A 15,031-nucleotide genomic window follows, 5' to 3' on the forward strand; every position below is an offset into this window, starting at 1 on the left:
CGGTTGAGGGCGCGCGGGGTCAGGACCTTCCCGTCGCCGCGACCCATCGGCCGACACTATCGGGCAAACCTGCCGCGCCACGGGCCTCGACGATCGCCGCCGTGGGTGCCGGCGCCGAGCAACCGCCCGACATCGTGCGTCCTACTCGCATGATCGGGCCCCATTTGCGAGTACGGCGCACGATGATGCCCAGGCCGGCATTCCGAGCGGGTAGGCCGATCGACATCGGGCGCTCTACTCGCAAAAGTGCGCCAGATTTGCGAGTACGGCGTCCGATGATGCCCGCCGTCGATGCCGACCCCGAACCAGCCCCGACCCCGCTCAGCCCTCGAAGCCGGGTGGACCGATCGGGCAGATCCGCCGGATTCGGCCGACCTTCCCGGCCGTTGTGCGCCCTCCGGGACGGAAAACCGGTCAAACTCGGAGGACGGAGGGAGCCGACATGACGCAAACCGGGTCCGGCACGCACACCACGAACACCGAGAACTACGGCTGGAGCGTGTTCGTCGTCGATCACCCCCAGCGCAAGGACTCGACGTTCTTCACCGCCGCCAAGCGGACCACGCACCGGATCCTCGAAACCCTGGCACCGGACGGCTACCCGTACGGGCCCGGACCGTGGGAGATGCACCACGGCGGGAGCCTATGGGTGCACGGATCGAGCGGCTGGCGACTCTTCCTGGCCCGCGCCGGCATCGAGTGGAGCATGCAGTTCTGCGCTGACCCGGCCAAGGTCGAACGGCTGCGCCAAGACGCCGTCGAACTGATCGGCGCATTTCCCGCAACCCTGCCCGCGCTGGCCGACCTCGGCTACGCGCACGCCGAGGAGATCCTGTCGACGCCGATCACGGATGCGACGACCGTCGGACGTTGGACCGACTCGCTGTTCAACAGCTGCGTGCCGCTCTCCAAGGCCGACCACCAGGGCATCCTGCCGGCGGTTCCCGGTGAGCATCATTACCCGCTGCCGGTGAAGGCCGGCGACTTCCTGCGCTTCACCGACTTCCAGCTGTGGGTCACGCTGCCCGACGGCTCGCACGGCGCGGTGACACCGCTCGCGCCGCGGGGATCGGGGGACGGACGGGCCCGGCTGGTCTTCGCCCGGCACGGTACGCCGGCCGGGGATGCGGTCGCGCTGGCGCAGAGCGACCACCGGGCCGTCATCCTCCCGGCCGACCACCCGCTCGCGATCCAGGCCTTCGCCCGCCAGAACTAACCGGCTCAGCGACCCCATTCCGCTTGAACGTCACGTTCAAGCGCTCTAGCCGCATCAACGTCACGTTGACGCGGAATGACGCTCGACCGCCGCAGGCTCGGTGGGCTTCCGCGACGGTCGCAGCCGCGCGTAGATGAGTACGACGGGCGAGAGGACGACGGCGGACGTCACCAGCGCCGCACTCACCGACGTCCGGTTGGCGAGCACGCCCAGCGGTGGTCCTCCGGCGATCTGCCCGACGGCGTCGACCTGACTGTTCATCGACAGGACCGTCGCGCGGGCCTCGGAGGCGATGAGGCGGTTCAACCAGGCCGCCTGGATCGGCTGTGCCAGCGCCACGGCCGCAGAGCGCAGCCACAGGCCGGCGAGCGCGAGCCAGAGGTTGCCCACCAGGGCGAGACCGAGAATTCCGACGACCTGCGCGGCGCCGAGCAGCGCTAGCAACCGGTTGGGGTGCAGTGAATTGACCCGTTCGGGGGAGACGCGGTTGACGACGAGCGACGTCAACAGCGAGAGCAGCATCCCGATCAGGGCGAACACGGTGAACCACACCGCAGGGCTTCTGGTCCCGAAGAGCTCGGGCAGGCCGAAGTCCAGGATCCGCAGCGTCCACAGCCGGTCGACGGCCTCACTCGACAACCCCACGATCAGGCTGACGAGAAAGAACCACCGCACCATCTGGCCGCGACGGACGATCTTCGCGCCGCGGACGAACGACGACGCCATATGGCCGAAGGTCCCCCGCCCTGCCCGGGGCGTCGGGGTGAAATGGGCCTCTGGCATGACCGCCAGCATCGCGGCCGTGAGGGCCAGGAACCCGGCACCGGACACGAGCATCGGCACCCGCAGACTGATCAACCCGAGTGCGCCCGCGGCGACCGTGCCGACCACGCCTGCCGCGAGTTCCCACTGTTGGCCCCGGGTGAAAACGTGCGCGATGTGCTCCTCACCGACCTCGTCGGTGATCCACGCCTGCGTCGCGCCTGAAGTGAAGGTAACCCCGATACCCCACAACACCTGCGCGCCGATCACCGCACCGAACGTCGGCACGGCTCCTTGCAGGACGAAGCCGGCGCCGATCAGCGCCAGCCCGATGATGATCGAAAGGCGACGGCTGTAGAGGTCGGCGACGATCCCGGTGGGCGTCTCGAAGAGAAAGCAGACCGCTTCCAGGACCGTCCCGACCAGCACCATCTGCAGCGGACTCAGCGAGACGTCGGTGGCGTAGTAGACCAGGTTGAGGGTGAAGGTCAGCGCGAAGAGCAGCGACGACCAGCCGGTGACGGCGTAATAGGTGCGGGTGGGATCTGCGGGCCGGCGCGGGCGCCACAGCAGAGCGGCGAACATGGATCGGGCTCCTGACGGCGTGGATCACGCGACGTCGAATGCCGCGTGCGCAAATGGGTCAGGAGCTGGCTGACATGCCCAGACGGTATCAGCGGGCGAGGCCTTGGCGAACCCAATTCCCGCGGCCGAGCATGGCGTGAGCGTGAGACCATCGAGGGATGTTCCGGGACCCAGGCCGCCTGACATGACCCGGCCGGCAGACAGCGCGCGGATCGCGATCATGACCGTCGACGACGACCCCGGGGTGTCGCGCGCCGTCGCCCGGGACCTCCGGCGCAAGTACGGAGAGACGCACCGGATCGTGCGTGCCGAGTCCGGTGCCTCCGCGCTGGACGCACTCCGGGAGATGAAGCTCCGCGGCGACCTGGTGGCCGTGATCCTCGCGGACTACCGCATGCCGAACATGAACGGAATCGAGTTCCTCGAGCGTGCGATGGACGTCTATCCGGGCGCCAAGCGCGTCCTGCTGACGGCGTACGCCGACACCGGCGCGGCCATCGACGCCATCAACGTCGTCGATCTCGATCACTACCTGCTCAAGCCGTGGGACCCGCCGGAGGAGAAGCTCTACCCGGTGGTCGACGGTCTGCTCGACGCGTGGCTCGACGCGGACTACCGGCCGGTCCCGGAGATCAAGATGGTCGGCCACCGGTGGTCGCGCCGATCCTCCGAGGTCCGCGAGTTCCTCGCCCGCAACCAGGTGCCCTATCGCTGGTACTCGTCGGACGAACCCGAGGGCGAACGCCTCCTTGCCGCCGCCGGCGCCGACGGGCTCACGCTGCCGGTCGTGATCACCCCCGAGGGTGACGCGCTGGTGGAGCCGAGCGACGCCGATCTCGCCGCCCACGTCGGCCTCGCGACCACTCCCTCGAAGGATTTCTACGACCTCGTCGTCATCGGCGGCGGCCCGGCCGGCCTCGGCGCAGCGGTCTACGGCGCGTCGGAGGGACTCCGCACCGTCCTGGTCGAGCGGCTGGCCACCGGCGGACAAGCGGGACAGAGCTCGCGGATCGAAAACTACCTGGGCTTCCCGGACGGCGTGTCCGGCGCACAGCTGACCGACCGGGCCCGGCGCCAGGCGGTCCGGTTCGGTGCGGAGGTCCTCACGACCCGCGACGTCGTCGGGCTCGACGTCAAGGGCTCCGCCCGCAGCGTCCGCTTCGCCGACGGCGACGCGATCGACGCCCACTCGGTCATCCTGGCGACAGGAGTCGCCTACCGACAGTTGGCCGCGTCCGGGCTCGACGACCTGACCGGCCGCGGGGTGTTCTACGGATCGGCGCTGACCGAGGCGGCCGGCTGCCTCGGCCAGGACGTCTACATCGTCGGCGGCGCAAACTCCGCCGGGCAGTCCGCGGTCTTCCTGGCCCGCGGAGCCAAGTCCGTGACGATCCTGGTGCGGGGCCGGTCCCTCGAGCGGTCCATGTCCCATTACCTGATCAAGCAGATCGAGGACGTCCCGGAGATCACCGTCCGCACCTGCACCGAGGTCGTGCAGGCGCACGGCGCGGATCACCTGGAGCGCTTGACCCTCCACGACACCGCCACCGGCGCCACCGAGATGGTCGACGCCCAATGGCTGTTCGTCTTCATCGGCGCCGCCCCGCTCACCGACTGGCTGGACGGAGTGGTCATTCGCGACGAGCGCGGCTTCGTCGTGGCGGGGCCCGACCTGGCCGTCGAGGGCCGGTTGCCCCGGGGATGGGACCTGGACCGGGCGCCGTACCACCTTGAAACCAGCGTGCCCGGAGTGTTCGTGGCCGGCGACGCCCGGGCCGAGTCGGCCAAGCGGGTCGCCTCGGCGGTCGGGGAAGGCGCGATGGCTGTGATGCTTGTGCACCGATACCTGGAGAGGCTATGACCGAGCAGGTTCAGCCGTTGCGCTGCGACGTCGACGAACTGCGTTCCCTGTTCCTGTTCGAGAAGCTGACCCCCGACCAGCTGAACTGGCTGTGCGACAACGGGCGGGTGGAACTCGTCGAGCCGGGCCAGGTCTATTCCGAAGGCGACGCGGCGACGTGCTTCTACGTCATGCTCGAAGGCACCGTGGTGCTGGAACGCCGGGTCGGCGCCGACGACATCGAGGTCAACCGCACCTCCGATCCGGGGGTCTACGCGGGAGCCTTCCAGTCCTATCTCGGCGACCAGGTGCCGCAGATCTACAACAACTCACTGCGGGTATCGGTCCCCACGCGGTTCTTCGTGCTCGACGCCGTGGTCTTCGCGCAGATGATGCGGGACTGGTTCCCGATGGCCGTGCACATGCTCGAGGGGCTGTTCTTCGGCATCAAGAACACCCAGCAGGCCGTCGGCCAGCGCGAGCGGCTGCTCGCGCTCGGCTCGCTCTCCGCCGGGCTCACGCACGAGCTCAACAACCCGGCGGCCGCCGCCAGCCGCGCGACCTCAGCGCTGCGGGAGCGGGTCGCGGGGATGCGGCACAAGCTCGGCGGCATCGCGAACGGGTCGATCGACCGGAGCTGCCTCGAGAAGCTGGTCAAGCTGCAGGAGGCCGCGGTCGAACGCGTGCCCAAAGCGCCTGAGCTCAGCCCGATGGAGGCGTCCGACCGTGAGGACGAGCTCGCCGACTGGATGGACGAGCACGGCATCACCGAAAGCTGGGACATCGCGTCCGGCTTCGTGCAGGCGGGACTGGACATTCCCTGGCTCGAGGAGGTGGCCGTCGCGGTCGGCGACGACATTCTTCCCGGCGCCGTGCGCTGGCTGAGCTACACCATTCAGACCGAGTTGCTGATGAACGAGATCGAGGATTCCACGGCCCGCATCTCGTCCCTCGTCGGCGCGGCCAAGCAGTATTCACAACTCGACCGGGCGCCCTACCAGGTGGTCGACCTGCACGAGATGCTCGACAGCACCCTGCTGATGCTCGGCGGCAAGATCGGAGCCGGCATCTCGGTGATCAAGGACTACGACCGCACATTGCCCCCGATCCCCGCCTACGCCGCCGAGCTCAATCAGGTGTGGACGAATCTCATCGACAACGCCGTGTCGGCGATGGATGGCAAGGGCACGCTGACCGTACGGACGTCCCTCGACCGCGACCAGGCGCTCGTCGAATTCGGGGACACCGGGCCGGGCGTCCCCGACGACATCCGGGACCGCATCTTCGAGCCCTTCTTCACCACCAAACCGGTGGGCGAAGGCACCGGGCTCGGACTCGACATCTCGTGGCGGATCGTCGTGAAGAAGCACCACGGCGACCTGCGGGTGGAGTCCGTTCCGGGAGACACCCGCTTTCTGGTCAGCCTTCCGCTGACCCCGCCGACCGGGACCTAAGGACTCAGCTGAGGCGGAGGAAGCCGCTGACCGCCATGTAGGTCCCGACGCCGAGCGCGACGCCGGCGATGAGCAGTCGGACATGGCCGGTGAGCCACACGGTCGCCGTGCGGAGCGCGGACCTGGTGCGCTCCGGCCAGATCAGCAGGAACACCAGCGGAACAATCACCAGGGCGAACTGGATCGCGACGAAGACGACCACAGCGGCGATCTGGGTCCCCGTCGGCAGGGTGCCCTTGATCAGATGGTGCATCTCCGTGATGTAGGCGGCGCCCGGCGTACCCATCAGCGCGCCGACCAGCACGACAACGCCGGGACGTGGGTTGCGCAGCGCTCGCTGAGCCCGACTCTCCCGCTTCTTGCGCTCGATCGATCCGGGGCGCTGCCATCGGCTCGGTCGCCACGCGGGCAACCGGTTCGCGGCGATCACGGCACCGATGAGGATGAGCGGGATGCCGACGGCGAGCTCGAGAGTCGCACTGGCTTGCCCCTGGGCCTTGACCTCGTCGGCGTGCAGGAGAAGGACGTCGAGCAGGCCGAGGGACAGGCTCAGGCCCGCTCCACCGATCAGGAACAACAGGAACATCATCTGCGGCCGTCGGTTTTCGATCAGCAGCAGATCGATGCCGAGCAGTTTCGGATTCAGCGCGGCGATGATCGCCAGCCCGAAGAACGAGCCGTTCACGACGGCTGCTACGTGTGGCTGAAACCGGGCCGGGCCGTCGACGCCCGGGGAGGATTTTTGGTGAGGAAGTCGACGGCATTCTTCAGCGAGTCGATCAGCGCCTCGGAGAGGTCGTAGCTGAATCCTTCGCGGACCACGACCCGCATCACCGCGACGTCGGTGGCGGCGTCGGGCATGGTGTAGGCGGGGACCTGCCAGCCGTCGGTCCGCAGCCGTTCGGATACGTCGAAGACGGTATAGGGAACGTCCTTCTTGAGCATGAAGGAGAAGACGGGGATCGCCGTACCGTCGCTCAGCAGGGTGAACGGGCCCACCTCTTCGACCCGCTTCGCGGTGCGTACGGCGAGCTCGCGCAGCGACTGCATCACCTTCCGGTATCCGGACCAGCCCAACCGGAGGAAGTTGTAGTACTGGCCGACGATCTGGTTGCCCGGCCGGGAGAAGTTGAGGGTGAAGGTGGGCATGTCGCCACCCAGGTAGTTCACATGGAAGACCAGGTCCTCGGGGAGATCCTCGGCTTCGCGCCAGACCACGAATCCCACACCGGGGTAGACCAGCCCGTACTTGTGACCGGAGACGTTGATGGACTTGACCATCGGCAGCCGGAAGTCCCACTCGAGATCGGGCTGGAGGAACGGCGCGACGAACCCGCCGCTCGCGGCATCCACGTGCACCGGCACCGACAGCCCGTTGGCCTCGTTGTGGGCGACGACCGCGTCGTGGATCTCCTTGATGGGCTCGTATTCGCCGGTGTAGGTGGTGCCGAGGATCGCGACGACACCAATGGTGTTTTCGTCGATCCGCTCGACGACCTCGTCCGGGGTGACGACGTAACGACCGGGCTGCATCGGTATGTAACGCGGCTCGACGTCCCAGTAGCGGCAGAACTTCTCCCACACCACCTGCACGTTGGATCCGAGAATCATGTTCGGCCGGTCCGTCGGCTGCTTCGCGGCCACCCGCCGGGACCGCCACTTCCATTTCATGGCCAGCCCGGCGAGCATCACGGCCTCACTCGAGCCGATCGTCGACGTACCCGTGGCGTTGCCGCGCGCATCGGCATTGAACATGTGGGCGACCATGTTGACGCAGCGACGCTCGATGTCCGCGGTCTGCGGATACTCGTCCTTGTCGATCATGTTCTTGTCGAACGCCTCGGCCATCAGCAGGTCGGCCTCCGGCTCCATCCACGTCGTGACGAAGGTCGCCAGGTTCAGCCGGGAACTGCCGTCGAGCAGCAATTCGTCGTGAATCAGCCGGTAGGCGGCCACCGGTTCGGTGCCCTCATCCGGCATCCGGAACTTGGGGATCGGCTGCAGGTCGAGCCGTTGGGTGTAGGCCGGGGTCACCGTATATTCCGCGTCCGGCTCCCCGCTCGACGTATGCCTGCTCACCATCGACCCTCCCGCCGCCACGTCGCCCCACTATGGACGATGCCCCAGCCTTTCCGGACGTGCCGACGCCGGCATCACCCCGTCGGGATGAAGCCGGGTGGGAGCGTGCGCAAATACGGCGGCCGTGCGGCGAGCAGGCCTTAGCGCGGGGTCGGAGTCTTCATCGCCGGTGCCTTGGGCGCGACAGCTTGCGGGTCCGCCTTCGGCGGTCCGACACTCATCCGCTTCGCCGACGAATTCGCCGGGACGAACTGCCGCGTGCCCCGGTCCTCCTTCGACTTGGGCGTCTCGACCTTGATCCGGTGTGCCTTCGCGTAGGCATCCTGACGGACACCGGTGACCTGCCACGAGACCTCGAGTCCGGGGGTGCCGCCGGCGATGCCGAACTTGTTGCCGCTGACCTTGCTGGCGATGTAGATGGGCGCACTGCCGCCGATCGGCGTGAGTTGATAGCGGAAGTCGGTGTTCAGCGCGTCGAAGTAATCCGGGAGCTCGACGACGGCCTTCCCGGCGCCGTCGAGTACGACGTTGCCGTTGTAGACGTTCATCATGTCGGGTGACTCGACGAACGAGTGCTGCAACCACTTGCGCTCGGGGTCGAGCGGGTGGTCAATCTTGAACGACCCGGCCGTCTTCGACAACGTGCCGGCCACGTGGGCATTGCCCTGGGACCAGACCCCGAAGGCCGCGGCATTCGACGCCTGCCCGAAGACGCCGTAGGTCTGGTTGGCGGTGTCGGTAGCGAGGCCATAGACGCCGTAGGTCGTGCCCTGCCCCCACGCACCGACGTAGCCGGAGTCACCACGGGTGCCGGCGGTACGGCCACCCTCACCGTGTACGCCGTACTGGCCGCCGGTCCCGTGGACCGCATTCCCGTTGACGTTCGTCGTCGTGCCGTTGACACCGGTCGTCGTACCTGACCCGTTGACGCCAGTCGCGCCCGACCCGTAGAACCCGTAGGTGGTCCCCGACCCGAAGCCGCCATAAGTGGATCCCGTGGCGTAGAGCCCGTAGCCGTTTCCCGAGCCGTAGACACCGATGCCGCCCGATGCAGAACTGGCGAAAATGCCGCCATAGGACGCAGCATCGCCGCGAACGCCGGCATAGCCGCCCTTTCCGGTGACGCCGTAGAGACTGGTCGAGGTTCCTGCGACACCGGTGCCCGCGGCGGCGACACCGGCGATTCCGTTCGACGACGAGCTGGTGCTCTTGGTCGTGGCTCGCGAGGCTATGGACAGGGTGCTCGTGATGTCGAGTTGGGACGTCGGGTTGGTCATCCCGATCCCGAGCATGCCGTCCCGCGTCATCCGCATCCGCTCGGTGACCGGGGTCGTCGTCGACGTTCGCGTCTTGAAGATGATCGGGGCCGGTGTGGTCGTCCCGAGGAAGTTCGTGCCGTCAGTTTTGATACCACTGTTGCCGGTGATGTTCCACGGTGTCGTTGCGGCGGATGCCGGTGACGCTGCGATGACTTCCGTTACACCGACCGCAGTTACAGCGGCGCCGGCCGTGAGCAAGCCTCTGCGCGTCATGTTGCGGCGTACGTCACCGTGGTCGTCGGCCATGTCTATCCTCACCTCAACGTGTCCCGGATTTCGTTGATCCGAGCGGTCAATAACGGCTCAGCGTAATCCCTATGCGAATTCGGGAAGCGGGTTTGGAAAACTCGCCTTATTCCTGACCCGATTGCGCCAATAGCCTGTTATCGATCGACACCGCACTGAGTATCGAGAAAAAACAATCACGTCTGTCGATAGACCTATGTGCAGGTGACACGACCCACCGCACCCGCAATCGCCTATGCAGCGCCCGCCAACTGCCGTAGCGCCTGATCGTCGAGTCGGATGTCGGCGACGGCAAGGTTGTCCTCCAAATGCGCGACGGTAGAAGTGCCGGGAATCAGGAGAACGTTGGGCGCAAGGCTCAATACCCATGCCAGAGCCACCTGGGCCACCGTGATACGCAGCCGCTGTGCGGCAGCGAGCACGTGCTCATTGCCCAGCACCGGATTGCTGCTGGTGAAGCCGGAGCCCAACGGGAAGAACGGTACGAAGGCGATTCCGCGGGTGGAGCATTCCTCCAGGACCGGCATCGAGGCGCGATCCACGAGATTCAGCGGATTCTGTACGCAGGCGATGGGGACGCGGTCGAGCGCGTGGAGCAGATGCCGGCGGGTCACGTTGCTCAGGCCGATGCCGCCGATCAGTCCATCGTCGCGGGCGCGGGCCATCGCGTCGAGCTGCGCGTCGAACCTGCTGTCGGGCCCGGTGTCGTCCATCATCCGGAGGTTGACGGCGGCCAGCCGGTCGACGCCGAGGCTCTGCAGATTGTCCTCGATGCCGCGGCGCAGCTGGTCGGGCTCGTCGTCGGGCAGCCAGTGGCCGACATCGTCGCGTCGGCCCCCGACCTTGCTCACCAGCGCCAGGCCGTCGGGATATGGATGGAGCGCCTCGCGGATGAGCTCGTTGGCGACATCCGGGCCGTAGTACTGGGCCGTGTCGATGTGATCGACTCCCAGCTCGACCGCCCGGCGCAGTACGGCGAGCGCCTCGTCCCGATCGCGCGGCGGCCCGAACACTCCGGGGCCGGGCAGCTGCATGGCGCCGAAACCGACCCGGGACACCTTGACGTCACCCAGTGGGTATTGATCCATGAGCGAAGGCTAGAACATCGCGTGGCGGATCCGTTCGGGGCGCCGCGGACGCCGTATCGTCGTACAGATGTTCGAGTCGGGATGGGACGCCGGTCTGGACGACGCACAGCTTGCGGCGGCCACCCACGGCGATGGTCCGCTGGTGGTGCTGGCCGGCGCCGGCACGGGTAAGACCCGCACCCTCGTGGCACGCGTCGCCCAGCTGGTCGACCGTGGTGTCGACCCGGGCCGGGTTCTTCTGCTGACCTTCACCCGGCGCGCGGCGGAGGACATGCTCGCCCGGGCGGCGGCGATCTGTGGGGACCGCTCCGCAGTCAGCCGGCTGTGGGGAGGCACCTTCCACGCGGTTGCACACAAGCTGGTGTCGACCCACGCGCAGACGCTCGGGCTCGCACCGGATCTGTCGGTCCTCGACGCCGGCGACGCGCGGGATCTGATCGACCTGCTGCGCCACGAACACGACCTGAGCGGGAGCAGCGAACGCTTCCCCCGCGCGGACACCCTGGCCGACGTCTACTCCCGGGCCGTCAACACCGGCCGTCCGGCGCGGGAGGTGCTGGCCAAGGAGTTCCCGTGGTGTGAGCCGCACACCGACCTGATCCTCGAGCTGTTCCGGGACTACGTGTCGCGCAAGCGCGCGGGCGGGCTGCTGGACTTCGACGATCTGCTGCTGGCCTGGCGCAGCCTGCTGCTCGACCCGGCAGTGGGACCGGCGCTGACGAAACGTTGGGACCACGTGCTCGTCGACGAATACCAGGACGTCAACCAGATCCAGGTCGACATCGTGCGGCTGCTGCGGCCGGACGGACGCGGCCTCACGGTGGTCGGAGACGATGCACAGGCCATTTACGCCTTCCGCGGCGCCGACAGCCGCCACCTCACCGACACCGCGACGTCGACACCGGGCGCGTCGGTGGTGCGGCTGGAGCGCAACTTCCGGTCGCGGCAGCCCCTCCTCGACCTGGCCAACGTCGTACGCCCGAGCACGGAGGGCATGGCGCTGCGGCTGCACTCGGACCGGGTCGGAGGTCGGCCGGCCCGACTGGTCCGGTGCTATGACGCGCCCGAGGAGGCCAGGCTGGTCACCGACGCCGTGTTGGATGCCGCCGAAGCGGGCCAGCGGCTTCGTGACCAGGCGGTGCTGATGCGGGCCGGTCACCACAGCGATCTGCTGGAAGTCGAGCTGACCGCCCGCCGGGTGCCGTTCGTGAAGTTCGGGGGGCTGAAGTTCCTCGAGGCGGCGCACATCAAGGACTTCCTCGCCGGGCTGCGCCTGCTCGACAACAGGGCCGATGAGATCGCCTGGTACCGCGTGCTCCGACTGCACGACGGCATCGGCCCGGCGCGCGCCCGGGGCCTGCTCACTCTGCTCGCGCCGGCCGACGCCGCGGCCGAGGAGCGCCAGCCCGAGGTCGTGGCGGCGGCTCCGGCACACAGCCGGGTTCGCCTCGATGCGACGCTCTCCGCTCTCACCGAAGCACGGTCCCACCGGGCGGTCGCCGACCGCGCGTCGGCCGTCCTCACCTTGCTGCGACCGCTCGTGGTCAGCCGTTACGCCGACCACCCGGCGCGGCTGGGAGACCTCGACCGACTGGTCTCCGCTGCCGCCGCTGCCCCGACCCTGGGCGACTACGTCGCCGCCTTGACCCTCGACCCGCCCGCGTCCACCACCGATCTGGCCGGCCCGCCGCACCTGGACGACGACTACCTCACGCTGTCCACCGTGCACTCCGCCAAGGGTCTGGAGTGGCCGACGGTGCACGTGATCCACGTCGTCGACGGCGCGTTCCCGTCCGACATGGCTCTGTCCACCGACGACGGACTGGTCGAAGAACACCGGCTCTTCTACGTCGCCACGACCCGGGCGCGTGACGACCTCACGCTCTACACCCCGCTGCGCATGCCGCATCACCGCCGAGCACACGACGACCGGCACAGCCTCGCGCCGGCCAGTCGCTTCCTCACCGACGATGCGCTGGCCACCCTCGACATCCACGACACGTCGGTCCGGCCCGCGCCCGACGTCGCCGCCGCTACTGCCGCGCGCGTCACCCTCCCTTCACTCGACGAGTTGTGGGCCTGAGTCGGTGCCGCTGGTGCTCACCCGGGGCGGGGCCCCGCTGCTCGACCTGTCCTCGTCGCCGCACGTGGTGGCCGACGGCGTGGAGCACCGCGGACTCGGGCGGGCGACGACCACCGAACGCACCCTCGGGGACGGTGTCACCGAGGTCGTCGTACGCGGAGACGTCGGAGCGGGCGGGCTCCGGGCGACCCTCACCGTCGTCACGACCGCGTCATCCGCGGGCGAGGTGAGCGAGGTCGGACTGGACCTGCACAACCGTTCGGCGGACGCAGTCACCGTCACGGCGGCCGACCCGGTCTGCGGGCAGCTCGGGACCGGCCGGTGGCAGGGGCACGCGCTGACGTCGTCCTGGGGATCGGAGTTCGAACCGGTGACCCTCGACCTGGCACACAGTGTGGAGCTGTCCTCGGTCACCGGCCGGTCGTCGAACGGCTGGCATCCCTGGTGTGCTCTGCACCGATCGGGCGGCGGAGCGGTCGTCGTGGCCCCGGCCTGGAGCGGCAACTGGCGGATCCGGGTGCAGGTCGACCCAGCCGGCCACCCCGACGCGGTGACCGCGGGCATCTCGCCCTGGCGCTTCGCCCGCTCGATCGCCCCGGGTGACTCGTTCTCCGCCCCGGACGTGGTGCTGGCGACCGGGGAGACGGTCGACGACACGGCCGGCGCCCTCGCCGGCGCCGTACGGACGTGGTCGCCGCGCACGGTGGCGAGCGACGCGATTCCCGTCGAGTGGAACCACTGGTGGCCCTACGAGGACCGCGGCATCACCGCCGACGTGTTCCTCGCCAACGCGGAGGTCGCGCAGGCGCTGGGCTTCGAGATCTGCGTGCTCGACGCCGGCTGGTTCGGCGAGCCGACGCCGGACAGCGACTGGGGGCAGCTGCGCGGCGACTGGGGGCGGGAAAACACCGCGCGGTTCCCCGGGGGGATCACCGGACTTGCGCAGCAGGTCCGCGAGGCGGGGATGCAGTTCGGCATCTGGTGCGAGCTCGAGGCGGTCGGCGCCGGTGCACGGATCCGCACCGAACGACCCGAGCTGATGGCCCGCCGGGACGACGACCCCCCGCAGCGACCGGTCGACCAGGACGATCCGGGCTGGCTCGGCTACGTCTGCCTGGGATCGCCTACCGGCCGGGAGCACGCCGCCGGCGTCCTCGACGGGCTGGTCGAGCGCACGCGGTGCACGTGGATCAAGCTCGACTTCAACCTCGACCCGGGCGCGGGTTGCTCGCGCACCGACCACGGGCACGGCGCGGGCGACGGGCTCTTCGAGCATTACGTCGGCCTTTACGGCGTACTCGACGACTTCCGTCGACGCCATCCCGAGGTCGTTCTCGAGGCCTGCTCCTCGGGAGGGCTACGGATCGACCTCGGCCTCGCCCGACATGTGCACTGCTTCTTCCTCTCCGACCCGGACTGGCCCGAGCACCATCTGCAGGTGGCGTGGGGAGCGAGCCTCATGCTGCCGCCGTCGGCGATCCTGCACTGGAGCTCCTCGGAGTGGCGGGGCGTCCACCGACAGCAGACCTTCGACGTCACCGACCCCGGCCTCACGGTCGGGGAGTTCGACGCGGCGGTCCGCGGCGCGATGTTGCACCGCTTCGGCCTGTCGATCCGGCTGACCGAGCTCCCCAGCCCCCTGCGATCCCGGCTCGCCGAGCACGTCCGTACCTACCAGGAGGTCATCCGGCCGTTCGTCGTCGACGGGCTGCTGCACCGGCTGACGGCGATGCCCCGACGCGAGGGGCTCGGCGAGCGACAGCCTGCCATCCAACTCGAACTCCCGGCCGGCGACCGGCACCTCATCGCCGTCTTCCGGCTGCCCGGTGCGGCGGAACCGCCGCGTGCGGTGGTGCCGCGGCTTCGGGCCGACACCGAATACGTCGTCCACGCTCTCGACGAGCCCAGCGGACCGCAGACCCGCAGCGGCGCCGATCTTCTGGCCACCGGCCTTCCGGTCACCACAGCGTCGACCGGTGCGCGGTCGTGGCTGTTTCTTCTCGAGCCCAGGCACGGGCAAGCTCCCGGAATCGGCGGATGAGCCGATCCCGGGCGGCGTCGTCGGCGCCGAGGAGGTAGGACGGCCAGTCGAGGAGCAGCAGCCGGAGCTCGGCGGCGACCGCGGCTCGCGCGGCTCCCGGGTCGGTCGACTCGGTCGGCCCGCTCGGCAACCCGCGTGCCGCCAGGTAGGCGTCGAGCATCGCCTGCCGAGGTGGCACGGCGCCGCCGAATTCGGCCCGCTGCCAGAGCAACGCGAGGTCCTCCGGGCCGTGCCCGACTCCCACCTCCTGCCAGTCGGCCCAGCAGAACTCCCCGGAGTCGTCGACCAGCAGGTTGCCCGTGTGGCAATCACCGTGGA

At 68.8% G+C, this 15,031-nt stretch carries 11 protein-coding genes; 5 read left to right on the plus strand and 6 right to left on the minus strand.

Annotation, left to right across the window (positions count from 1 at the left end; translation table 11 throughout):
- Positions 1–442: 442 nt before the first annotated feature.
- Positions 443–1,216 (plus strand): DUF6424 family protein, encoded by a 774-nt coding sequence (locus VGH85_05395; GenBank protein ID HEY2173230.1) that lies wholly within the window; start codon positions 443–445, stop codon positions 1,214–1,216.
- Positions 1,217–1,276: 60 nt separating this feature from the next.
- Here the strand turns inward: VGH85_05395 and VGH85_05400 are convergent, their stop codons facing one another.
- Complete coding sequence (locus tag VGH85_05400; protein HEY2173231.1) at positions 1,277–2,563, minus strand: MFS transporter; 1,287 nt, start codon at positions 2,561–2,563, stop codon at positions 1,277–1,279.
- Positions 2,564–2,747: 184 nt separating this feature from the next.
- On the opposite strand from VGH85_05400, the gene VGH85_05405 reads away from it, so the two are divergent.
- Positions 2,748–4,424, plus strand: coding sequence for an FAD-dependent oxidoreductase (locus VGH85_05405; protein HEY2173232.1), 1,677 nt, complete (start codon positions 2,748–2,750; stop codon positions 4,422–4,424).
- Positions 4,421–5,857: an ATP-binding protein gene (locus tag VGH85_05410; protein HEY2173233.1), complete on the plus strand. Its 1,437-nt coding sequence runs from the start codon at positions 4,421–4,423 to the stop codon at positions 5,855–5,857. Before VGH85_05405 ends, VGH85_05410 begins: the two co-directional genes overlap by 4 nt.
- Before the next feature lie 4 nt (positions 5,858–5,861).
- Here VGH85_05410 and VGH85_05415 read toward each other — a convergent pair whose 3' ends face one another.
- From VGH85_05415 to VGH85_05430, 4 genes are all read right to left on the minus strand, one after another.
- Positions 5,862–6,542 (minus strand): GAP family protein, encoded by a 681-nt coding sequence (locus VGH85_05415; protein ID HEY2173234.1) that lies wholly within the window; start codon positions 6,540–6,542, stop codon positions 5,862–5,864.
- 8 nt (positions 6,543–6,550) lie between these two features.
- Positions 6,551–7,939, minus strand: coding sequence for a glutamate decarboxylase (locus VGH85_05420; GenBank protein ID HEY2173235.1), 1,389 nt, complete (start codon positions 7,937–7,939; stop codon positions 6,551–6,553).
- A gap of 137 nt (positions 7,940–8,076) precedes the next feature.
- Positions 8,077–9,501: a hypothetical protein gene (locus tag VGH85_05425; protein HEY2173236.1), complete on the minus strand. Its 1,425-nt coding sequence runs from the start codon at positions 9,499–9,501 to the stop codon at positions 8,077–8,079.
- 233 nt (positions 9,502–9,734) lie between these two features.
- Complete coding sequence (locus VGH85_05430) at positions 9,735–10,589, minus strand: oxidoreductase (protein HEY2173237.1); 855 nt, start codon at positions 10,587–10,589, stop codon at positions 9,735–9,737.
- Positions 10,590–10,656: 67 nt separating this feature from the next.
- Here VGH85_05430 and VGH85_05435 point away from each other — a divergent pair, with 67 nt between their 5' ends.
- Together VGH85_05435 and VGH85_05440 are read left to right on the plus strand one after the other, a co-directional pair.
- On the plus strand, positions 10,657–12,672 hold the full coding sequence (locus VGH85_05435; protein ID HEY2173238.1) for an ATP-dependent helicase: 2,016 nt from the start codon (positions 10,657–10,659) through the stop codon (positions 12,670–12,672).
- The gene (locus tag VGH85_05440) at positions 12,560–14,713 is read left to right on the plus strand and encodes an alpha-galactosidase (protein ID HEY2173239.1); all 2,154 of its coding nucleotides are present in this window, start codon (positions 12,560–12,562) and stop codon (positions 14,711–14,713) included. Before VGH85_05435 ends, VGH85_05440 begins: the two co-directional genes overlap by 113 nt.
- Here VGH85_05440 and VGH85_05445 read toward each other — a convergent pair.
- A partial coding sequence (locus VGH85_05445) for a phosphotransferase (protein ID HEY2173240.1) occupies positions 14,631–15,031 on the minus strand: 401 nt, incomplete at its 5' end. The genes VGH85_05440 and VGH85_05445 overlap by 83 nt on opposite strands.

The organism is Mycobacteriales bacterium (assembly GCA_036497565.1).
Classification (GTDB): Bacteria; Actinomycetota; Actinomycetes; order Mycobacteriales; family QHCD01; genus DASXJE01.

Excerpts from the sequence above, each read along its gene's own strand:
- VGH85_05395 (HEY2173230.1), top strand. The coding sequence starts at position 443 with ATGACGCAAACCGGGTCCGGCACGCACACCACGAACACCGAGAACTAC.
- VGH85_05400 (HEY2173231.1), bottom strand. The coding sequence starts at position 2,563 with ATGTTCGCCGCTCTGCTGTGGCGCCCGCGCCGGCCCGCAGATCCCACC.
- VGH85_05405 (HEY2173232.1), top strand. The coding sequence starts at position 2,748 with ATGACCCGGCCGGCAGACAGCGCGCGGATCGCGATCATGACCGTCGAC.
- VGH85_05410 (HEY2173233.1), top strand. The coding sequence starts at position 4,421 with ATGACCGAGCAGGTTCAGCCGTTGCGCTGCGACGTCGACGAACTGCGT.
- VGH85_05420 (HEY2173235.1), bottom strand. The coding sequence starts at position 7,939 with ATGGTGAGCAGGCATACGTCGAGCGGGGAGCCGGACGCGGAATATACG.
- VGH85_05425 (HEY2173236.1), bottom strand. The coding sequence starts at position 9,501 with ATGGCCGACGACCACGGTGACGTACGCCGCAACATGACGCGCAGAGGC.
- VGH85_05430 (HEY2173237.1), bottom strand. The coding sequence starts at position 10,589 with ATGGATCAATACCCACTGGGTGACGTCAAGGTGTCCCGGGTCGGTTTC.
- VGH85_05435 (HEY2173238.1), top strand. The coding sequence starts at position 10,657 with ATGTTCGAGTCGGGATGGGACGCCGGTCTGGACGACGCACAGCTTGCG.
- VGH85_05440 (HEY2173239.1), top strand. The coding sequence starts at position 12,560 with ATGCGCTGGCCACCCTCGACATCCACGACACGTCGGTCCGGCCCGCGC.